Consider the following 20,610-nt stretch of genomic DNA (forward strand, 5'->3'; position numbering starts at 1 on the left):
GCCGTGCCTACGGGCGTTCCCAGGGCTCGATCGGCCCGTCGACCACAGCGAAGAGCGGGTGCGCCGTGGGCCTCGTCTGCTGCCACCGATCGGCGTCCGCCGGGCTGCGGCGTGCGAGCTTCTCGCCGAGGTGGATCCACTCGAAATCGAGCTGCCCCTGCGTGACCGGGATGAGCGGCACCTCCGGGGATCCCGCGAGGATCTTGCTCCCGTCGAAGCGATACCCCCGTGCCGCCGCCTCGTCCCTGATTCCCCCGAGCAAGGCGCCGATGCTCTTGAGCGGGTCATCCGCCGCGGAGAAGCGCGACAGCTGCGGATGGTGCCGATACCCCTTCGTCCGCCCGGCGATCACGGCCTGAGCGAGCAGCGCCTCTCGCCATTCGGCGATGAGTCCCGCGCGGTCGAGGTGCCGCGGGTGCAGCGACCACAGCCTCATCGCGCGTCCCGGTCGTCTGCCCTGCTCAGCTTCGACGGCCACCAGATCGAGCGCCCGATGTCGTACGACAGCGCAGGGACGAGCAGGGTGCGCACGACGAAGGTGTCGAGCACCACTCCGAACGCGACGATGAACGCCAGCTGGGCGAGGAAGAGGATCGGGATCACGGAGAGCGCGGCGAACGTCGCCGCCAGCACGAGACCGGCCGACGTGATGACGCCTCCCGTGATCGACAGGCCGCGGAGGACGCCCTGGCGCGTGCCGTGTCTGATCGACTCCTCGCGCACCCGTGTCATGAGGAAGATGTTGTAGTCGATCCCGAGCGCGACCAGGAAGACGAAGCCGTACAGCGGTACCGCGGGGTCGGCGCCGGGGAAGTCGAAGACGTGGTTGAACACGAGCGCCGAGACCCCCATCGCGGTTCCGAACGACAGAAGCGTCGTGAGGACGAGGAGAATCGGGGCGAGGATCGATCGCAGCAACAGCATGAGGATGAGCGCGATGACCCCGAGCACGATCGGGATGATGAGGCCCCTGTCGCGCGTGGACGCGTCGTTGGTGTCGACGAGCGTCGCCGTCACGCCTCCCACCAGCGCGCTCGGCGCAGCGTCGGCGAGCTGCTCCCGCAGGTCTCGCACGGTCTCCCCCGCGGCATCCGAGTCGGCGGCGTCGTCGAGGGTCGCTTGCAGCATCACCTGGCCGTCGACCACAGTCGGCGCCGGGGTTCCCTCGTCCGCGCCGCCGGCCAGGCCGCCGTCCGGGACGCTCATCGTGCCGCTGGGGGAATCGGCCGACGTGACGGACACGCTGTCGACGCGGCGCTCCCCGAGAAGGACATCCACGGCGGCATCCGCCTGCGCCTCGTCGACGACGACGTACACCGGGCTGCCCGAGCCGCGGGGGAAGTGCTCGCCGAGCACCTCCTGACCGTCTCTCGCCTCGGAGGATCCGAGCACCAGGTCCGACTGAGGCACGCCCGACGCGTTCAGCTGGGTCACGCCCAGCGTCCCGGCGACGAGGACCAGGGTCGTGAGGATCCAGATCACTCGGGGACGGCGGCGCACCATCGCGGCGAGCTTCGCCCAGAGCCCCGAGCCGGGCAGGCCGCCCTCGCTCGACACAGCCGCCGGTTCGTACCTCGGGAGGCGCGGCCAGAATGCGGCTCGCCCGAACACGAGCAGGATCGCTGGCAGCAGGGTGAGAGCGGAGAGCATGGCGAACACGATCCCGATCGACGAGACCGGCCCGAGCGCGCTGTTCGATTTCAGGTCGCTGACCAACAGGCACATCAGACCGGCGATCACGGTGCATCCCGAAGCGAGGATCGGCTCGAAGGAGCCCTTGGTGGCTCTGACCACGGCGGCCCACCTGTCTGTGGTCGCGCGCAGCTCCTCCCGGAATCGCGAGACGAGGAGAAGCGAGTAGTCGGTCGCCGCCCCGATCACGAGGATGAACAGGATGCCCTGGGTCTGCCCGCTCAGCAGCAGGATGTCGGCTTTCGCCAGCCACCACACCGTGAGGAGCGCCACACAGAGCGCGAACAGACTCGTCGACAGCACGGCCACGGGAAGCAGGACCGACCGATAGACGAGAACGAGGATGATGAGCACCGCCAGCAGCGCGACGCCGAGCAGGAGACCGTCTATCCCGGCGAATCCTGCCACCAGATCAGCGCTGAACCCTGCCGGCCCCGTGACGTAGACGCTCACGCCGGGCGCCGCGTCGGCCCGCAGCGTGTCGCCCAGCGCCTCGACGGCGTCGCCGACGTCGGCGTCCTCCGCGATGGGGACGAAAGCCTGGGCTGCGGTTCCGTCCTGCGAGGGGATGACGGGTGACACGTCCGCCTCCAACCCGGGCACCGACGTCGCCGCATCGAGCGCGTCCCCCAGGGCCGACAGGTCGTCGCTCGTGAGCTCGTCTTCGCCCGCGAACACGACGATCGCCGGAATCGACTCCGAGTCGGTGAACTCGCCGAGCAGCGCCTGGACCTGGGTCGCGTCCGCCGATGACGGCAGATAGGTCGTCTGATCGTTCGACGACACCTCCGACACCCGGCCGAAGTACGGACCGCCGATCGCCGCAGCAGTGAGCCACGCGAGGATGAGCACGGCGGGGAGCAGGATCCGAAGCCAGCGTGGGGGCGCGCCTGCAGGGAAGGGAGGCTGTGCGCCGTCGCGATGGAGCGACGTTTCCGGGGAACGGCCGGTCATATGCTGCTCCGTTCGGTGACGTGCCCACCCCAGGGGTCCCTTGGAGGAACCGATGACAGCCCTGCTGAGGCGTCGAGGAGCGTGCCCTCGCTCATAGTGTCCCCGAAGCCTATCGACGTCAAATGACACGGGCGAGTTTTCCTCACGCCCGCCCCACCCTTTCCGCATTTCAGACCACCCCCGAGACCCGGGCGATTCGGCACCACCGATGAGACCTCCCCTGGCCTGGCTGAAACTCGTCAGGCACCGGCGGAGACAGGACCGAGCACAGGGAGGACCCCTTCAGCGGCCGCGCCTACGGCCCACGCAGCCTCCAGAGGGGGTTCCGTAGGGGCGCGTGTGCCATCGGGGGTGGCGGCAGGGTCATGGTTCAACAAGAAAGCCTCCTTGAAAATTCCAGGTCAGACCGGGTTTCAAGGAGGCTGTTTCGGTAGCGGAGGTGGGACTCGAACCCACGACCTCACGATTATGAGTCGTGCGCTCTCACCAACTGAGCTACTCCGCCGCATACATCGAGTAGATGCGAGCCCCGAGTCAGGATTGAACTGACGACCCCTTCCTTACCATGGAAGTGCTCTACCACTGAGCTATCGGGGCGTGCGCCGCAAAATGGGCAACCCCGTAAGCGTACCAAACCCTCAGCGGGTCGTCGAATCAGGGAGCCCGGGCGTTGCGCGCCGTCACGAGGTTGTGCACCCGTCGAACATCACCTACCATCTGAGTCACTGACCACTGGTTGGTATTTTCATTTGACTCAAGGAGGCGTCAATGTCTGAGCCGCTCACGCAGCCGTCAGCGTCCGACCCCAACGAACCCATGACCCAGCCAGTCGCATCGGTGCGGGCACCGTCGAAGTACTTCGTCGGCCTCACCATCGGGTATCTCGGGCTCTACTTCGCGCTGATGACACCGGTCCTCGTCAGCATGCAGATCAAGGCCCAGACGATCTCCGACGACCCCGCGGCCCTCCTGCAGCCGGTCCTCTCGATCGGCGCACTCGGGGCGCTCATCGCGAACCCGCTCGCCGGCGCGCTCAGCGACCGAACCCGCACCCGGTGGGGCCGCCGTCGCCCTTGGCTGCTGTCCGGCGTCATCGTCTTTCTCGGAGGACTCGCCTGGGTGGCGTTCTCCGAGGATCAGACGAGCCTGATCTTCGCTTGGCTGCTCTGCCAGCTCGCCGCCAACACCACCCTCGCATCGCTCGTCGCGAGCTTCGCGGACAACGTTCCTCAGTTCCAGCGCGGCCTCGGATCCAGCCTGATCGCGGTCGCACAGAACGTCGCGATCCTCGGCGGCACCTACCTCACGGTGTTCTTCGTCGGGAACATGCCGGTGCTGTTCATCCTCCCCGGCATCATCGCGGTGATCGCGATCGTGATCTACACCTTCACCTGCAAGGACGAGCTCCCGACCTACAAGCTCAAGCCGTTCACCTGGCTGAACCTGATCAGCTCGTTCTGGACCAACCCCATCAAGAATCCGGACTTCGGCCTGGCCTGGTGGTCGCGGTTCGCGATCATCCTCGCGACGTTCATGTTCACCACCTACCGCTTGCTCTACATGCAGGATCACATCGGGCTCTCGCTTCAGGACGCGACGGCGGCCGTTGCGCTCGGCGTGCTCTACTACACGATCGCCCTCCTCGTCGGCACCGCGATCGCAGGCCGGCTCTCTGATCGGCTCGGAAGACGCAAGATCTTCGTCGGCGGTTCGACCGCACTCTTCGGCGTCGGCCTTGTGATCCTCGCCCACGCCGACGACGTCGCGCACTTCTACATCGCCGAGGTGGTCATGGGCCTCGCCTACGGCATCTACCTCGCCGTCGACCAGGCGCTCGTGATCGACGTGCTCCCGAACGCCGACCTCCCCGGCAAGGACCTCGGTGTCATCAACATCGCCAACGCGCTGCCTCAGTCCATCGCCCCGGCGATCGGACCGCTCTTCCTGGGCATCGGCGTGAGCGACAACTCGAACTACACGGCTCTGCTGTGGGCCGCCGGCGTCGTCTGCGTCCTCGGCGCGCTCGCCGTGATCCCCATCAAGAAGGTCAAGTAACACTTCGCGGCCGAAGCGCCCGTCGACCCCTCGCGCGGGGTCGGCGGGCGCTTCGTCGTCCGGGGCGCGGGTCAGCGCGGCGCGATGAGGTCCTGGAACTTCGCGAGGGTCCCCTCGAGGTCGATCGACGGGTCCAGGAGCCACTGCGTCTGGAGCCCGTCGGAGATCGCGATGAGCATCGACGCGAGCGACTCGGCGTCGATGTCGTTGCGCACGGTGCCGCGCTTCTGCTCCTCGCGGATCCGCCGGGCCGAGTCGCCGCGCACGCGCTCGAATCGGTCGGTGAAGAAGGGGCGGCTCTCCCCCGCCCCGTCCTCGAGGGCCGCCGCGACGAGGGTCGAGTAGAGCTGCACCATGCCGGGCACGGCGACGTTGTGCACCGCGGCCTCGACCATGAGGTCGACGGCGCCGCTCGCGGTCTGCCCTCCGCGGTCGCGCCCCGACTCGGCGTGGTCGTACACGGCGACGAGCAGCTGCTCGCGCGAGTCGAAGTAGTGCAGCAGCGCGGCGTGCGAGACGCCGATCGCCTGGGCGATCTGCCGCAGCGAGGTCCCGGCGGCGCCGCGTTCGGCGAACACCTCGATCGCGCGGTCGAGGATCTCCTGCCGACGCGCCACGCCCTTGGCGTACGCGCCGCTGCGCCCGATCGGGGCGTCACCGTCCATGGCCATGATCCTCACGTTACCTGGCGGAAAACCTCCGGTCGGTTAGTTTTGGTGATAACGTTGCGGCAACGGCGCTGGCCGTGTCTTTTGAACGACGACGTGCGAAAGCAGGAATCCGATGACGCTTCCCATCCCCTCCGTCCAGCTCTACTCGCTGGCCGAGCAGTTCTCCGCTGACATGGGCGGATCCCTCGACAAGCTGGCCGCGATCGGCCTGAAGAACGTCGAGGCCTTCGACTTCGTGAACCGCGCCCCGCAGCTGCGCGCCGCGCTCGACGCGAGCGGCCTCGCCTCGCCGACGGGCCACGCCCCGCTCCTGAGCGACACCCTGTGGACGCCCGACGGCGAGATCCCCACTCCCGCCCCCGAGGTCGTCTTCGAGGCCGCCGCCACGATCGGGATGAAGACGGTCATCGACCCGTTCGTCCCCGCCGAGCGCTGGGCGACGGCCGAGGGCGTCGACGACATCGCCGCGCGCCTCAACGCCGCGAACGAGGTCGCGAAGACCTTCGGCCTCACGGTCGGGTACCACAACCACGCGCAGGAGTTCGTCGCGTCGTTCGACGGCAAGACGGCGTACGAGCGCGCGATCGCGCAGCTCGACGAGTCGATCGCCCTCGAGCTCGACCTGTTCTGGGCCTACGTCGGCGACCAGGACGTCGTCGCGCTGTCGCGCCAGCTCGGATCCCGCCTCGTCGCCGTCCACGTCAAGGACGGCGTGAAGGTCCCGAACCCCTGGGGCCCCGAGGCGTCGGCCGAGTTCGCGTCGCGCGAGCTCGACCAGCGCCACGCCGGCACCGCCGAGGTCCCCCTCGCCGACGCCATCCGCGCGAACGAGAGCATCCAGCTCGCCGTCATCGAGTACGACAATGCCCCGGGCGACGTGTTCGAGGACATCAAGGCCAGCTTCGACTTCCTGAAGAACGAGGCCCTCGCCGCATGACCGGGCCCGTGGGCGTCGGTTTCATCGGCGCCGGAATGATCAGCGATCAGTACCTCTCGAACCTCACGAAGTTCCCCGACGTCGAGGTCGTCATCCTCGGCGACATCGTCGTCGAGCGCGCGAAGTCGCAGGCTGAGAAGTACGGCGTCGCCGAGTTCGGCACGGGCGAGGACGTCCTGAAGCACCCGCGCGTGCAGGTCGTCGTCAACCTCACGCTGCCGCAGACGCACGCGGAGATCTCGTCGCAGGCCCTCGCGGCCGGCAAGCACGTGTGGAGCGAGAAGCCGATCGGCCTCGACCGCGAGTCGACGGCGGCCCTGCTGAAGCAGGCCGACGACGCGGGCCTGCGCCTCGGCATCGCGCCCGACACCGTGCTCGGCCCGGGCGTGCAGACCGCGAAGCGCGCGATCGACCGCGGGCTCATCGGCACGCCGCTGTTCGCGACGACGCAGATGCAGTACCAGGGGCCGGATCTCTTCCACCCGAACCCCTCGTTCCTCTTCGCGAAGGGCGCCGGCCCGCTGCTCGACATGGGCCCGTACTACTTCACTGCGCTCGTGAACCTGTTCGGCTCGGTGAAGAAGGTCGCGGCCCTCGGGCTCAAGGGCCGGGAGACCCGCACCGTCAAGGTCGGCCCTGACGTCGGGGCCGAGTTCCCCGTCGAGGTCCCCTCGACGATCCAGGTGCTCACGGCGTTCGAGGCCGGTCAGCAGTCGCAGAGCCTGCTGTCGAACGACTCGTCGCTCTTCCGCCAGGGGATCTTCGAGGTGTACGGCACCGAGGGCACGCTCATCGTGCCCGACCCGAACATGTTCGAGGGCACGATCACCCTGATCAAGCCGATCCCGGGCATGGACGGCGACGGCAAGCCGCAGGAGCAGGAGACCATCGAGCTGGAGCTCGAGGGCGTCGTCACGGGCCGCGGCCTGGGCCTGCTCGACATGGTGCGCGCGATCGCCGAGGGGCGCGACCACCGCGCGAACGGCAAGGTCGGCTACCACGTGCTCGACGTCATGCTCTCGGCCGAGGAGTCGGCCGCGCAGGGCGGCGCGTTCCTCGACATCGAGAGCTCGGTCGACGCCATCCCCACGATGCCGCTCGACTTCGACCCGTTCGCGCAGACCCTCTGACGCGCGATGCACGGAAGGGGCGGGGATCTTCGGATCCCCGCCCCTTCCGTGTCGCCGCGCCTCAGTCGTCGAAGACGGCGCCGAGCTGCTCGGTCTCGGCCGCGCGCATCGCGGCGCGGTCCTCCTTCGACAGGCGCTCGCCCGCGTGCTCCTCGAGCCACGGCTGCGGATCGGTCGTCGAGCCGTTGATGATGATCTCGAAGTGCATGTGCGCGCCGTAGGACCGGCCCGTGTTGCCGACGTTGCCGATGACGTCGCCGACCTCGACGGTGTCGCCGTCCTCGACCTGCAGCGAGCCGTACAGCATGTGCGCGTAGTGGCTCGTGACGAGCTGGCCGTCGATGATGTGGTCGATGTAGACCGTGACGCCGTATGCGCCGCCCGCCTCGGTCGCGGTGCGGACGACGCCGTCGGCGATGGCCTGGACGGGCGCGCCCTCGCCCGGCGTGAAGTCGATGCCCTCGTGCAGGCGGCCCCAGCGCATGCCGTAGCCCGAGCTCATGCTCGTGCCGACGACGAAGGGGTACTGCACGTCGGCCATGGGGTCGTTCGTGTAGAACGCGTTGGCCGTGCTGATGCCGTCGGCGCTCGCGACCGACGCGTAGGTGGAGGCCGAGTAGCCGTCGATGTGGTCGAGCGGCTGCTCGGCGATGTCGGATCCGGCCACGTAGCCCTGCAGCTGCTCGCCCGCGGCCTCGGCGACCGTCTGGTCGGCCGCGCTCGCGTCGTCGGCCGGCGTCGTCACCGCCGCCTCGGCGATCGCGTGCGAGCCGATCGGGATCGTCGTGCCGACGGCGAGGAGGGCGACGGCGCCGAGCGCGGCGAGGGATCCCGTCGCGGCCGCGAAGCGGCGGAACGGCGTGCGCAGGACCTTCGCCGCGGGCCGCGCGCGGCGGGTCGGCGCGGGGGCCGCCGTGCGCACCGGCGCCGGCCGGCCCGTGAAGCCCAGGGCGCCCGCCGCGTCGCTGAACGCGTCGGCGGAGGCGGGCTCGGTCGTCTCGGCCACGTTGGGCATCGTCGATGCGGCGACCGGCTGCTCCTCGGGCGCATCGACCACGGGGATCCCCGCGGCGCGGCGCTCGCGCAGCTCACGGCGCGTGAGCGGCCGTGCGGGCTCGGCGGCGGAGTTCTCAGGGGTCAACAGGGTGCGCTTTCGGCAGGCTCGCCGGGGGACGAGTCGGAGATCGGGTCAGTCGAACCCTGCGGGGGAGCGAGGTAACGAACTGATAAAACCGTAGTGGGTGGGCCGCGGGATCGCCAACTCGGGAACGGATCGTCCAGCCGCTTTCCACCGCTCGGGCAGGTTCCGCCCTGGTGAGGTCAGAGAACGAGGCCCGCGATCTCGTCGACGAGGCCCGCGGATCCCGCGATCGTCATGATCCGGCCGAAGGCGTCGGCGGGCAGTTCGCGCACCGCTCCCGCGGCCTCCTCGACGATGAGCGCGCCGGCCGCGACGTCCCACGGCTTGAGGCCGCGCTCGAAGTAGCCGTCGAGGCGACCGGCGGCGACGTACGCGAGGTCGACCGACGCGGCGCCGATCCGCCGCACGTCGCGCGCGATCGGCATGACGCGCCGCACCGTCTCGATGTCGCCGGCGTGCGTGCGCGGGTCGTAGCCGAAGCCCGTCGCGAGGAGCGCACCGGCGGGGTGCTCGGCCGCGACGGCGAGGCGCGACGTCGTGCCGTCGACCTCGACGACGGATCCCTCGCCCCGCGCTGCCGCGTAGGTCTCGCCGAGCGCCGGGGCGCGCACGACGCCCGCGAGAGCCGTCCAGGCGCTCAGGCTCTCGCCGCCCGTGACGGCCGCGATGCTCACGCCCCAGCTCGGCATGCCCTGCGCGTAGTTGACGGTTCCGTCGATGGGGTCGACGACCCACAGCACGTCGGAGGAGCCGCGCTCGGTGCCGCCCTCCTCGCCCAGCACGCCGTCGTCCGGGCGGGCCGCCGCGATGCGCTCGCGCACGAGCAGCTCGACCTCGCGGTCGGCCTCCGTGACGATGTCGGCGAGCGACGACTTGCGCTCGGCGATCGTGACGCCCTCCCGGCGGCGTCGATGCGCGAGGGCGCCCGCCTCGATCGCGATCTCGCGCGCCAGGTCCCGCAGCTCCGTCTCGAGGCTCATGCCCCCAGGCTACGGGGATCCGCGCCGCGCCCCACGCCGGGTCAGCGCGGCTGGGGCGGGAACGGGCGCGATCCGGGCGAGAGCACGCCCGTGCGTGCGGCCTCGAAGTCGGGCTGGCCGTTCGGGAGCATCGGGAGCGGCGTGACCCCGTCGGCGTGCATCGGCCATGGCAGCGGCTCGGCCGCCGCGGCGGGGGCGGGAGGTGCGGGGCGGGGCGCCTTCGGCGCGAAGAGCGCCGTCACGAGCGGGATGATCGCGGTGCCGACGGCCGAGAGGATCGCAAGCGAGACGATGATGCGACCGTAGATGTCGGGGTAGTCGAGCGCATACGGCACCGTGAGGTACACCACGATCATCGCGACGAGCGCGACGAGGAACACGGCCGTGACGCTGCCGGCCGCGCGGTTGAACGCCGTCGGGAAGCGCCCGACCGCGCGCCACATCAGGCGCTGCTGCACGAGCGCGAGCTGCAGGACCGCGACGATGACGCCGAGGTGGATGAGCTTCTGGAACCAGAAGCCCCAGCTCTCCCAGGACCAGTCGGACCAGCTGATCGTGAGCCCCGCCAGGAGCGCCGCGATCCAGGCGATCATGCTCGCGACGACGACCCAGTCGGGCCGGTGAGCGGCGGCGTGCGCGTCGCCGAGGGCCACGCCCGCGAAGCCCGCGAGCAGCGCGATGGTGCAGAACGCGCGCCCGATGACGTCTCCGTCCGGCGAGGCGAGGACCCACACGACGCAGAGGATCGCCGCGGCGATGAGGGCGCCGATCGCGACCCACATGGCGGCGCGGAGGAGCTTCGGCATGGCGGGCTCGGGCGGCGCGATCGTCGCGGATCGCGGCGGGATCGGCTGCGGAGCGGTGGGCATCTGCGGATCGGACATGGCGCCTCCTCGTGGACGCCCCCATCATCGCACCCGGAGACGACGAAACCCGGATCCGCAGGGGATCCGGGTTTCGATCGTTACGTGGTAGGTGAGGGATTCGAACCCCCGAAGGCTGAGCCGTCTGATTTACAGTCAGGCAACGCGGAGAATCCGGCTCCCGCGTGATTCCGCCGTGATCCGTTGTCTCGACTGGGAAAGACTGCGATCCACGACTGTCAGCAAAGTGCGGGGAGATATGGCACGGGCAGGAGAGTTGTGGCAAAATTGTGGCACGGAGGGGAAGGGGCAGGGTCATGGCGAAGGCCACCAGGCGCGGTCGACGGGAGGAATGGGGCTCGGTTCGCAAGCTCGCGAGCGGCCGGATCCAGGCCCGCTATCAGGGGCCCGATGGGCTGCACTACACCGCCCGCACCGAGAGCAACAAACCCCTGACGTTCGGAACCCTGGTCGACGCTCGAGCATGGCTCCGCGGGATCCGCCGATCGATCGATGACGGGTCGTGGGTGTCGCCGGCGACCGCCGAACGTCAGCGCGAGGCCGACGAGAAACAAGCCGCCGCTGAGCGATTCGACACCTACGCGACGACATGGATCGAGCAACGACGGAACGCGCGAGGCGAGGCCCTCCGCGCGAAGACCCGCACTGAGTACCTGCGGCAGCTTTCGGCCGGCCTGTCGCCGTTCGCTGGCGACCGCGTGCGCGACATCACCGCGGCCCGCGTGCGCACCTGGCACGCGGAGCGCGCCCGCCTCTATCCGACCGCCGCCGGAGCAGAGGCCCGCCTGTTGCGCGCGATCTTCACGACCGCTGTCGCCGACGGCATCGCCCCAGCGAACCCCGTACCGAACGCGCTCACGAGGACGACGACCGGCATCACGCATCGCCCGCCGACCTCGGACGAGCTCGTGACCATGCTCGACGCTATCCCGGCCCGCTTCCGCCTCGCCCTCGAGCTCGCCGCCGTCGGCGGTCTGCGCTTGTCCGAGTGGAGAGCCCTCGAGCGGCAGGACGTCACGTTCTTCGAAACGACCCTCGTCGACGACGACGGCACCAGTCACACCGTGACCAGAGCCGCCGTGAGCGTGACGCGAGCCGCGCAATGGATCTCAGGGCACGGATGGGTCGTCGGCCCGCCCAAGTCTGCAGAGGGCGTGCGTACCGTGCCGCTCCCGGCCGACGTGTCGCAGCACCTCGCCGAGCACCTCGCCGAGCACGTCGGCGACTTCCCCGCGTCGCTCGTGTTCGCTCCGGCTGGCCGATCACAGTACGTCCATGACCGCGAGTGGGCTCGAGCCTGGGACGTCGCCCGCGACGCCGCCGGAGTACGCCGCCCCATGGTCGACGACGACGGGAACCCTACGGGCCGGTTCGAGTCGACCGTCCGCGAGCATGACCTTCGCGCCTACGCCGCAACCGCGTTCACGCAGTCCGGAGCCACCCTGCGCGACGCCATGGCATTCCTCGGCCACTCGACCCCCGCCGCCGCGATGGTCTATCAGCACACCGCCGCCGACCGCCTCGCCGACCTCACCGCCGGGCTGAGCATCCCCACGCGTCGCACGCCGCCCCGAGTCACCCCCATCACGGGCACACGACCGTAGTCACCTGCGGCGAGCGCGTCCCACGAATCATCACGTCCGGAGGTATCACCATGACCGATCGCAACGACAGACCGCGCTCGCCGCAGGGCCCGCTCTCCCCCGTGGTTGAGGAGACCTTCGACGGGTGGCGGCTGCGCGTCCTTGTCAAGCTAAGCGAGCGCATCGAATACGCCGTCGCGACGTGGCCGACGCTCACCGCCTCGGTGTTCTACGGTTTCCTCGTGCGTGATCTGGCGGAGCGGCGGGCGAGCGTGTATCTCGCCCGAGACGCACCGGTGTGGGCCCTGCCGCTCGCGGTCCGCACTCTGCGCGACGTCGCCGGGAACGTGCTCGAGCTCGAGACAATGCCGTGGCGAACACGACGCGACGGGGCGGACACGGTCTCGATCGGTCGCATCCTCACCGAGGACGAGACGTCCACGTTTCTCGAGGAGCTCGCGGAAGACGCCGCTTCCCGCTTCACCATGCTCGCGAACACCGCGCCCGTCTCGAGCACGACCCCCACGGATCCCGCCGCAGCCGAGAGGTCCGCGCCCGCCGCCGTGATCGCGTAGCGCTCTGCGGCGAGCGCCTTCCCCCATCACAACCCCGCGAGGAGGCAGACCCCATGACCGCACCCGATGACGAGACGCGCTCGCCGCAGAGCACGGGGCGGGAGATGACCGGACCGGATGGACAGCTGTACCGCCTGGACATCGCCGTGGACGTGGCGAAGGTCGAGAGCCCCGCGCCCGACGTTCTCGCGGTCACGATCGTGTGCGAGCACGCGGGCGGGGGAGACTGGCAGGAGAGACCGCGGACGGAGTGGACGTTCCTGCATCACACGCACCCGGACGCCGCCGCGCGGCTGGCAGAACTCGAAGCGGTCGCTCGCGGTCGGAGAGCCTCGCCGGGTAACGGGGAGTGGATGCCGCCGGGGACATGGGCGGTCGAGTACTCGCTCCGGGGCATGGGCGCATGGACGTGGCCTGTCGATCTGCGCACCGTGCGTCAGCGGGACGGTCGTCGCCTTCCGAACGGCAAAGGGGCGCAGACGTATGGCCGCTACGACCTCTCTTTCGTCCTTCGCTGCGACTGCGGCAGAAACGTCCGCATTCGCTGGAACGCGCTGCTCGACGTCGTCGACCGCGCGGCCCACGGCGGGGTCCATGAGATTCCGCTCATGCTGCTACTCGACGTCAAGTAGTAGCTAGGCACGGGGATACGCGTCCTGGTAGGCTGAGCGCGTCCCGGCCGACTGGGACCAAGACCTTCCGCGGGCGTCACCTGCGGCACTTTCTGTGCCGTGGCGACGTCCGTTTCGTCTTCCACGGCACGCAAGCCGCAGGAGACGAAATGACTGCAACCGCAGCTACTTACCCCACGACCGAACTCAAGCAGCTCGACACCGCCGCACTGCCGCCCTTCATCACGATCACCGTCGCGTGCGACCTCACCGGCCTGTCCCGATGGGCGGTCCGGAACGCTATCGCCGCCGGAGAGATTCGCGCGCGCCGCATGGGTCCGCGCGCGCTTCGAATCGAGACGACCTCGCTGCTGGCGTGGGGCACCCCGATCACCTCGGCGGCCTCGCTGTGAACCGCACACGAGAAAGCCGCCCGAGCGGGTCAACTCAGGCGGCTGGAATCTCTGGGGATCGAGACGGGGCCAGGGTACAGGACGGCACGTGCTCGCATGGCGTCGCGACCGGAGCGCTCTGCGAGACCTGCGGAGCGATCGTGCAACCGCCGCTCCCCCTGTTCGGCCAGATCGCGTTTGAATCGCGAGCTGGATACAACGACGCTCCGGAGACGCACCCGCTCTCAACCTCGAGCGCGAGCCCGTCGAAGCCGCGCACCGTCGATCTGCCGTCAACATCGCATGAGTCGTACCACCGGGCGAAGCGCTCGACCGGCCACGTCGAGTCCGCGATCGTCCGGCTGTTGGACGTCGGCCCCATGACTGACGACTCTCTGCATCAGGCATACCTCGCCGCGCGGCTCCCGGCCGTCACCCCGCAGCGCATCCGCTCCGCGCGGTCCACCCTCACGAAGGCCGGCCGCGTCGTGCTCGTCGGGCGTGGCCTCTCACGCCTCGGGAACCCCGCGAGGATATGGGGGCTCGCCCCGTCAACAGCTGCCACTCCCCACGAAGGGAGGGCCACGCGATGAGCATCACCCGCGTCGAGCTCACCTTCGAAGCGAACTACACGCAGATCCCGAACGCATGGCTACGTGACGCACGCCTCTCCCACAAGGCCCGAGGAGTGCTCGCCGAGCTCATGACGCACCGGGCCGGTTGGAAGACCAGCATCGAGCAGATCGCCGCAGCAGGGCCCGACGGCGTCGACGCAATCCGAGCCGCGATCCGAGAGCTCGAGAACGCGGGCTACCTCAGACGCGAGCAACGACACGACAATGACGGCAGGTTCGCCGAAACCGACTTCCTGCTACAGGAACCACCGTTGCGGGATTATCCGTCAACGGGTCACCCGTCAACGGGTCACCCGTCAACGGGTCACCCGTCAACGGGTAATCCGACCCCTAAGAAGACCAAGGACAAGAAGACCAGCACAGAAGAAGACCAAGGACAAGAACTCTCACGCGACGCGATTCGCGACGCGTTCGCGCGCGCGTGGGGATCCTGGCCGAAACAGACACGACGCAAGCCCGCCGAGGCCGCGTTCGCGACCGCCACGAAGATTCACGACCCCGACTGGCTTGCCGACCAGATCGCCCGCCACGCAGCCGCATACGGAGCAACGCTCGATCCCGCCAGGAAGAGATACGTTCCCGCGCTCGCCGCATGGATCCGCGAAGAGCGATGGGATGACCCCCTCGAGACAATGCTTCGCCCACCGACCGACACCGCCTGGCAGAACGCGCTCACCCCGCCACCCGAGCACGTGCACCGCTGGCTCACTGACGGCACCTGCATGGGATGCATCGAACGACGGACCGACTCACAAGAAGGAAAGCGCTCGCCGCAGGTACCGATGTACGCGCAGGAAGGATCCGCCGCAGATGCTCGACCCTGAAAGCCTCGCCCTCGACCTGGGGGTCATCGCCACTGACGATCGCGATCCCGGCACCCGCGGCGAGCGCATCGCCTCAACGATTCAGCTCGCGCTGAGCGCCGACGGTGCGGATGTTGACGTTGACGGCGGATCTGCTCTCGTGCTGGGGCTGTCAGCCGCGCTGGGACACCTGGCTGTGCTGCTCGCGGGGACGGCCGACGAGCTCGAGGAAACGCGGCATCCGCAGCTGTTCGGGCTGTGCGTCGTCTGCTCCAAGCCGCTCCCATCGCGTCGCAGCCGGTACTGCTCGAATGCGTGCCGCAATGCGGCGGACTCGGAGCGGCGGCGGGAGCGCTACTACCTTGATCCGGCGTACCGCGAGGCCAAGCTAGCAGCGCAGCGGGCGCAGAAGGCATCGAAGCGCGAACGGTACCGTTCCGATCCGTCCTACCGTGCGCGGGTCGACGCAGGGCGGAGAGCCGCTCACGCCACGAAGAGCCGTGCTCGGATGCCCTAGCGTCGTCCGCCGGCCGTCCCGGCCCGCCGTCGCCCGACGACGAGGCCGGGACAGGCCGACCACCTCGCACGCGCGTGCGCGTGCGCGTGCGCGCAGCGAGGTTCCTCCCCCGCTGGCTCGAAAAAATTCGGGCTCAAGCCCTGGGCTAGACCCCGTCCCCAGTACTTTTTTTCTCCCCGAAGGAATGGAGAGAAGTCCCGCCGGACGTTTTCGCGGGGTCGAGGAATCATCCTGCTCGACCGCCTCGGCCGCGCGCCGGCCGACGGCACTGCCTCCGGCGGGGAGGGTGCTGGGGCGACCATCTTGTCGGAGGGGTCAGCATGGTCAGCACTGCGCGGCAAGGAGCGCGAGACGCGTCGCCCGCGAGCGTGCGCCGCGCGCCTCGCGGCCCGGGTGGGTGACGAGCCGCTGAGGCTCGCGCGTGACGTGCGGGAGGAGCACCCGGGAGTCGATCGCTCAGAGCCGGTGGACGCTCGTACGATCGCCCCCCGCTGTCGGTGTGAGCTGCGAGCAGGTGCGCGCGGGCATCGTCGTTCGGAAGGGTCGCGTTTCAAACGCGACCCTTCCGAACGTGCGAGACGAGGTGCTCGAGAACCCGCGCACTTCTGAGCGGGTTGCATCTGGGTGGCCGGTTTCTAGGGGCGCGTGTCGCTTTGGTAGGAGCCGCGCACGCTGGGTCGCGCGCCCTCCCCCGCAGCGTGGCGGTACTCGGCCCGTCGCCCGCTCGTGCGCGAAACGCTCTGAGGGCGCGTGCGAGTCGCGCGCACCCCTGTGGCTGTCGACTGCGCGCGGCGTGCGCCCCGAGCACGAGACGCGTAGGCGAGGACTTCTGCTCACTTCTGATCGGAAGTGCCAGCGGGGCCCTTTTCGTCGGATCTGACGAAAACCGCTCCCACCGCCGGAGGACGTGCGATCGAGCGCCGATCGAGACCCGGGGCCCAACTACCGCGGGCGCATTCTGCGGCCCGTAGTGGCAAAGTTATGGCACGCCGCGCTACCGCGATCTACGCAAACGAAAACCCCCGGTCATGATTTTCGGTCATGACCGGGGGTTTCCCTGGCGTGGTAGGTGAGGGATTCGAACCCCCGAAGGCTGAGCCGTCTGATTTACAGTCAGATTCCTTTGGCCGCTCGGACAACCTACCAAGACGCACCCGACCAACTTTCCCAGCCAACCGGAGGCGCAAGCATCAAGCATACGCTCCCCCGCGGCACGGGAGAAATCGAGAGGGCCGGGCGCGCCGGGGAATCGCCTGAAGACGCGAGCGCCCCCGGGTCCGAGGATCCGGGGGCGCTCAGCGGGCGGTGCTTACTTGGCGTCCTCGGCGGGAGCCTCGTCAGCGGCGGGAGCCTCGTCAGCGGCGGGAGCCTCGGCGGCCTCCTCCGTGGCGGCCTCCTCGACGGGGGCCTCCTCGACGACCTCGGCGGGGGCCTCGACGGGGGCCTCCTCGGCGGCCGGAGCGGCCTTCTTGACCTTGGGCGTGACGGGCTCGAGGACGAGCTCGATCACGGCCATGGGCGCATTGTCGCCCTTGCGGTTTCCGACCTTCGTGATGCGGGTGTAGCCGCCCTCACGGTCGGCGACCTGCGGCGCGATGACGTCGAACAGCTCGTAGACGGCCGTCTTGTCGCGGAGGATCGACAGCGCGCGACGACGCGAGGCGAGGTCGCCGCGCTTGCCGAACGTGACGAGTCGCTCGGCGACGGGACGCAGGCGCTTGGCCTTGGTCTCGGTCGTCTTGATCGACTTGTTGGTGAAAAGCGCCGACGCGAGGTTCGCGAGGATCAGACGCTCGTGTGCGGCTCCGCCACCGAGGCGGGCACCCTTCGTGGGCTTAGGCATATCTCAGTTCTCCAGAATCAGAAGAGAGGTGGATCAGAGCGTCTCGTCGTCGTAGCCGCCGTAGAAGTTCGACCCGTCGAAACCGGGGACCGAGTCCTTCAGCGACAGTCCGAGCGAGGTGAGCTTGTCGCGCACCTCGTCCACCGACTTCTGACCGAAATTGCGGATGTTCATGAGCTGCGTCTCCGAGAGGGCGACGAGCTCGCTGACCGTGTTGATTCCCTCGCGCTTGAGGCAGTTGTACGAGCGAACCGACAGATCGAGGTCCTCGATGGGCATCGAGAGCTCGTTCGTGAGGACCTCGGCGACCGGCGCGGGGCCGATCTCGATGCCCTCGGCCTCTTCGTTCAGCTCGCGGGCGAGACCGAACAGCTCGACCAGCGTGCGACCGGCCGAGGCGACGGCGTCGCGGGGCGCGATCGAGGGCTTGGTCTCGACATCGAGGACGAGCTTGTCGAAGTCGGTGCGCTCACCGGCGCGCGTGGCCTCGACGCGGTACGAGACCTTCAGGACGGGCGAGTAGATCGAGTCGACCGGGATCTGGCCGGCCTCGGCGTACTCGTTGCGGTTCTGACCGGCCGACACGTAGCCGCGGCCGCGCTCGATGGTGAGCTCGAGCTCGAACTTGGCGTTGTCGTTCAGCGTGGCGATGACGAGCTCGGGGTTGTGCACCTCGACGCCCGCGGGGGCCGAGATGTCGCCCGCCGTGACCTCGCCGGCGCCCATCTTGCGGAGGTACGCCGTGATCGGCTCGTCGCGCTCGCTCGAGACGACGAGCTGCTTCACGTTGAGGATGATCTGCGTGACGTCCTCGACGACGCCGGGGATGGTGCTGAACTCGTGGAGCACGCCGTCGATGCGGACGCTCGTGACAGCCGCGCCGGGGATCGACGACAGCAGGCTGCGGCGCAGCGAGTTGCCGATCGTGTAGCCGAACCCGGGCTCGAGCGGCTCGAGGACGAACCGGCTGCGGAACTCGGAGATCTTCTCCTCGGTCAGAGTGGGACGCTGTGCGATGAGCACTATGTGTTCCTTTCGATCAAGTGCCCGCTATATGACACTTGGTGAATGAGGTCTTGAGTTGTGACTCGTGCGCGCCGAGGCGCGCGGGTGGAACGACGTGTCGCCGGGGCGCCGGCCACGAGGGCCGACGCTCCGGCGAGAGCGTGCTCAGACGCGGCGGCGCTTCGGGGGACGGCAACCGTTGTGCGCCTGGGGCGTGACGTCCGAGATCGAGCCGACCTCGAGGCCAGCGGCCTGCAGCGAACGGATCGCCGTCTCGCGACCCGAACCCGGGCCCTTGACGAAGACGTCGACCTTCTTGACGCCGTGGTCCTGCGCCTGACGCGCAGCGGCCTCGGCGGCCATGCCGGCGGCGTAGGGGGTCGACTTGCGCGAGCCCTTGAAGCCCACGCCACCCGACGAAGCCCAGCTCAGGACGGCGCCCGAGGGGTCGGTGATCGAGACGATCGTGTTGTTGAACGTCGACTTGATGTGGGCCTGGCCCAGTGCGACGTTCTTCTTCTCCTTGCGGCGCGGCTTGCGCGCGGCGGTCTTCGGCGTTGCCATTGTGATCTCCTATAAACCCTTAGCGAGCCTTCTTCTTACCGGCGACCGTGCGCTTCGGACCCTTGCGGGTGCGCGCGTTGGTCTTGGTGCGCTGACCGCGCACCGGAAGGCCGCGACGGTGGCGGAGACCCTCGTAGGAGCCGATCTCGACCTTGCGGCGGATGTCGGCGGCGACCTCGCGGCGGAGGTCACCCTCAACCTTGTAGGTGCCCTCGATCGCGTCGCGGAGCGCGACGAGCTGGTCGTCGGTCAGGTCCTTGACGCGGATGTTCTCGTCGATGCCCGTGTTCGAGAGGACCTCGACGGAGCGGGTACGGCCGATGCCGTAGATGTACGTGAGTGCGATCACCACGCGCTTCTCGCGCGGGATGTCGACGCCGGCAAGACGTGCCATGCGATCTCTCCTGTGCTTGTGGAGGTGTGGAGCAGGATCGGTGCTCGGGCCTCCGCCCCGAGGTGTCCCCCACCGGAGTGGGATCTGATCCTGCCGTTCAGATGTTCAGTTGTGGGAGGTGCGTCTCACCTCTGCCGCAAGCGGCGACGGGGCGTCAGCCCTGGCGCTGCTTGTGACGCGGGTTGGACTTGCAGATCACCATGACGCGGCCGTTGCGGCGAATCACCTTGCAGTGCTCGCACATGGGCTTGACGCTGGGCTTGACCTTCATGGGTGTTCCTATCGCTGTCTTCGTACCCGCGCGGGCGCGGGTCGTTACTTCCCGGTCGGGATCAGCGGTAGCGGTAGACGATGCGCCCGCGCGTGAGGTCGTAGGGGCTGAGCTCCACGACGACACGGTCTTCGGGGATGATGCGGATGTAGTTCTGCCGCATCTTTCCCGAGATCGTGGCCAGCACCTTGTGGCCGTTGGTGAGCTCGACGCGGAACATCGCGTTGGGCAGCGCCTCGGACACCGTGCCTTCGATCTCGATGACACCGTCTTTAGCCATAGACTCGCTAACCTTCTGAGCAGACCGACCGGTCTGCGGTGAATGGGTGGATGGCGCAGGCGCGCATGCCGAAGCAGGCGCAAAGCACCAAAGATCTATGGTAGACGACACGCCCAGGTTCTACAACCTGGGCGTGTCAGAGCGTGGTAGAGATCCGGGGATCTCCCAGCCGTCAGCTCGCGAGGTGCGCGCGCCGATCAGAACAACCTGCCGAGGGTGTCGAGGCGCAGCTGGGCGGTGCCGAAGATCCGGAGGAGAGCCGCGAGGCAGATGACGAAGGTCGATGGGTGCAGCGCAGGTTCGTGGCCACCCAGATCGGTACCATCGCGAGGTCGACAAGCGAGCGCTACGGGCACAACGTCGGGACTGCTGCACGGATAGGTGACATCTGATTTGGCTTGCCCGCGGGGTGGGCCTGGAAGGATGTTGCTGTGCCCAAGCCCTACCCGTCCGAGTTCCGTGACGACGTTGTGCGCGTCGCGCGGAACCGTGAGCCCGGAGTGACGATCGAGCAGATCGCGAAAGACTTCGGTGTTCACCCAATGACGCTGCAGAAGTGGATACGTCGCGCTGACATCGATGAAGGTCCGAAGCCCGGCCAGTCGCGGACCGAGGCGGCGGAGATCCGTGAGCTGAAGAAGCGGAACCGTCTGCTCGAGCAGGAGAACGAGGTCCTCCGCCGCGCGGCGGCGT

General features: G+C 68.8%; 22 protein-coding genes and 3 tRNA genes. 10 read left to right on the forward strand and 15 right to left on the reverse strand.

Annotated elements, in window-relative coordinates:
- Positions 1 to 7: 7 nt before the first annotated feature.
- The 4 genes from H576_RS0112960 to H576_RS0112975 all read right to left on the reverse strand — a co-directional run bounded on the left by H576_RS0112960 (position 8) and on the right by H576_RS0112975 (position 3,243).
- Positions 8 to 436 carry a pyrimidine dimer DNA glycosylase/endonuclease V gene (locus tag H576_RS0112960; RefSeq protein WP_029151278.1) on the reverse strand — a complete coding sequence of 143 codons (429 nt, stop codon included), beginning with the start codon at positions 434 to 436 and terminating at the stop codon, positions 8 to 10.
- Positions 433 to 2,646, reverse strand: coding sequence for an MMPL family transporter (locus H576_RS0112965; protein WP_084502736.1), 2,214 nt, complete (start codon positions 2,644 to 2,646; stop codon positions 433 to 435). Before H576_RS0112965 ends, H576_RS0112960 begins: the two co-directional genes overlap by 4 nt.
- A gap of 431 nt (positions 2,647 to 3,077) precedes the next feature.
- Positions 3,078 to 3,151: transfer RNA gene (locus H576_RS0112970), tRNA-Met, on the reverse strand.
- Between the two features lie 20 nt (positions 3,152 to 3,171).
- Positions 3,172 to 3,243, reverse strand: a tRNA-Thr gene (locus H576_RS0112975).
- 171 nt (positions 3,244 to 3,414) lie between these two features.
- On the opposite strand from H576_RS0112975, the gene H576_RS0112980 reads away from it, so the two are divergent.
- On the forward strand, positions 3,415 to 4,701 hold the full coding sequence (locus tag H576_RS0112980; protein ID WP_029151280.1) for an MFS transporter: 1,287 nt from the start codon (positions 3,415 to 3,417) through the stop codon (positions 4,699 to 4,701).
- A 71-nt stretch (positions 4,702 to 4,772) separates the two neighbouring features.
- On the opposite strand, the gene H576_RS0112985 is transcribed toward H576_RS0112980, so the two are convergent.
- Complete coding sequence (locus H576_RS0112985; protein WP_029151281.1) at positions 4,773 to 5,372, reverse strand: TetR/AcrR family transcriptional regulator; 600 nt, start codon at positions 5,370 to 5,372, stop codon at positions 4,773 to 4,775.
- Positions 5,373 to 5,484: 112 nt separating this feature from the next.
- Here H576_RS0112985 and H576_RS0112990 point away from each other — a divergent pair, with 112 nt between their 5' ends.
- Positions 5,485 to 6,309, forward strand: coding sequence for a sugar phosphate isomerase/epimerase family protein (locus H576_RS0112990; protein ID WP_029151282.1), 825 nt, complete (start codon positions 5,485 to 5,487; stop codon positions 6,307 to 6,309).
- Positions 6,306 to 7,439, forward strand: coding sequence for a Gfo/Idh/MocA family protein (locus H576_RS0112995; protein ID WP_029151283.1), 1,134 nt, complete (start codon positions 6,306 to 6,308; stop codon positions 7,437 to 7,439). Before H576_RS0112990 ends, H576_RS0112995 begins: the two co-directional genes overlap by 4 nt.
- Positions 7,440 to 7,500: 61 nt before the next feature.
- On the opposite strand, the gene H576_RS17035 is transcribed toward H576_RS0112995, so the two are convergent.
- The 3 genes from H576_RS17035 to H576_RS15875 all read right to left on the reverse strand — a co-directional run bounded on the left by H576_RS17035 (position 7,501) and on the right by H576_RS15875 (position 10,444).
- Positions 7,501 to 8,580, reverse strand: coding sequence for a M23 family metallopeptidase (locus tag H576_RS17035; RefSeq protein ID WP_051172772.1), 1,080 nt, complete (start codon positions 8,578 to 8,580; stop codon positions 7,501 to 7,503).
- A 179-nt stretch (positions 8,581 to 8,759) separates the two neighbouring features.
- Positions 8,760 to 9,560, reverse strand: a complete 801-nt coding sequence (locus H576_RS0113005; protein WP_029151284.1) for an inositol monophosphatase family protein — start codon at positions 9,558 to 9,560, stop codon at positions 8,760 to 8,762.
- A gap of 41 nt (positions 9,561 to 9,601) precedes the next feature.
- On the reverse strand, positions 9,602 to 10,444 hold the full coding sequence (locus H576_RS15875; RefSeq protein WP_051172774.1) for a hypothetical protein: 843 nt from the start codon (positions 10,442 to 10,444) through the stop codon (positions 9,602 to 9,604).
- 296 nt (positions 10,445 to 10,740) lie between these two features.
- Between H576_RS15875 and H576_RS0113015 the strand changes: the two genes are divergently transcribed.
- The 6 genes from H576_RS0113015 to H576_RS0113040 all read left to right on the forward strand — a co-directional run bounded on the left by H576_RS0113015 (position 10,741) and on the right by H576_RS0113040 (position 15,560).
- Positions 10,741 to 12,048 (forward strand): tyrosine-type recombinase/integrase, encoded by a 1,308-nt coding sequence (locus tag H576_RS0113015; RefSeq protein WP_029151285.1) that lies wholly within the window; start codon positions 10,741 to 10,743, stop codon positions 12,046 to 12,048.
- Positions 12,049 to 12,098: 50 nt separating this feature from the next.
- Positions 12,099 to 12,602: a hypothetical protein gene (locus H576_RS0113020; protein WP_029151286.1), complete on the forward strand. Its 504-nt coding sequence runs from the start codon at positions 12,099 to 12,101 to the stop codon at positions 12,600 to 12,602.
- A 53-nt stretch (positions 12,603 to 12,655) separates the two neighbouring features.
- Positions 12,656 to 13,234, forward strand: a complete 579-nt coding sequence (locus H576_RS0113025) for a hypothetical protein (protein ID WP_029151287.1) — start codon at positions 12,656 to 12,658, stop codon at positions 13,232 to 13,234.
- A gap of 149 nt (positions 13,235 to 13,383) precedes the next feature.
- Positions 13,384 to 13,626, forward strand: a complete 243-nt coding sequence (locus tag H576_RS15880; RefSeq protein ID WP_036320937.1) for a helix-turn-helix transcriptional regulator — start codon at positions 13,384 to 13,386, stop codon at positions 13,624 to 13,626.
- Positions 13,627 to 14,194: 568 nt separating this feature from the next.
- The gene (locus H576_RS16810; RefSeq protein WP_156888234.1) at positions 14,195 to 15,064 is read left to right on the forward strand and encodes a helix-turn-helix domain-containing protein; all 870 of its coding nucleotides are present in this window, start codon (positions 14,195 to 14,197) and stop codon (positions 15,062 to 15,064) included.
- Positions 15,051 to 15,560, forward strand: coding sequence for a hypothetical protein (locus H576_RS0113040; RefSeq protein WP_029151290.1), 510 nt, complete (start codon positions 15,051 to 15,053; stop codon positions 15,558 to 15,560). The genes H576_RS16810 and H576_RS0113040 overlap by 14 nt, the downstream gene beginning before the upstream one ends.
- A gap of 1,063 nt (positions 15,561 to 16,623) precedes the next feature.
- Here H576_RS0113040 and H576_RS0113050 read toward each other — a convergent pair.
- The 7 genes from H576_RS0113050 to infA form a co-directional block, all read right to left on the reverse strand.
- Positions 16,624 to 16,705, reverse strand: a tRNA-Tyr gene (locus H576_RS0113050).
- Between the two features lie 164 nt (positions 16,706 to 16,869).
- Positions 16,870 to 17,403, reverse strand: a complete 534-nt coding sequence (rplQ, locus tag H576_RS0113055) for a 50S ribosomal protein L17 (protein WP_029151291.1) — start codon at positions 17,401 to 17,403, stop codon at positions 16,870 to 16,872.
- A gap of 33 nt (positions 17,404 to 17,436) precedes the next feature.
- Entirely contained in the window at positions 17,437 to 18,426 is a 990-nt protein-coding gene (locus H576_RS0113060) for a DNA-directed RNA polymerase subunit alpha (RefSeq protein WP_029151292.1), read from the reverse strand.
- A gap of 147 nt (positions 18,427 to 18,573) precedes the next feature.
- Positions 18,574 to 18,972, reverse strand: a complete 399-nt coding sequence (gene rpsK / locus H576_RS0113065) for a 30S ribosomal protein S11 (protein WP_029151293.1) — start codon at positions 18,970 to 18,972, stop codon at positions 18,574 to 18,576.
- A 19-nt stretch (positions 18,973 to 18,991) separates the two neighbouring features.
- Positions 18,992 to 19,366 (reverse strand): 30S ribosomal protein S13, encoded by a 375-nt coding sequence (gene rpsM, locus H576_RS0113070; RefSeq protein WP_029151294.1) that lies wholly within the window; start codon positions 19,364 to 19,366, stop codon positions 18,992 to 18,994.
- A gap of 154 nt (positions 19,367 to 19,520) precedes the next feature.
- Positions 19,521 to 19,637 carry a 50S ribosomal protein L36 gene (gene rpmJ / locus H576_RS0113075; protein ID WP_029151295.1) on the reverse strand — a complete coding sequence of 39 codons (117 nt, stop codon included), beginning with the start codon at positions 19,635 to 19,637 and terminating at the stop codon, positions 19,521 to 19,523.
- Between the two features lie 61 nt (positions 19,638 to 19,698).
- Complete coding sequence (infA, locus tag H576_RS0113080; protein WP_029151296.1) at positions 19,699 to 19,917, reverse strand: translation initiation factor IF-1; 219 nt, start codon at positions 19,915 to 19,917, stop codon at positions 19,699 to 19,701.
- Positions 19,918 to 20,348: 431 nt separating this feature from the next.
- Between infA and H576_RS17040 the strand changes: the two genes are divergently transcribed.
- A partial coding sequence (locus H576_RS17040) for a transposase (RefSeq protein ID WP_029151297.1) occupies positions 20,349 to 20,610 on the forward strand: 262 nt, incomplete at its 3' end.

Origin of the sequence: Microbacterium indicum DSM 19969 (assembly GCF_000422385.1) — a bacterium.
GTDB classification, from domain to species: domain Bacteria; phylum Actinomycetota; class Actinomycetes; order Actinomycetales; family Microbacteriaceae; genus Microbacterium; species Microbacterium indicum.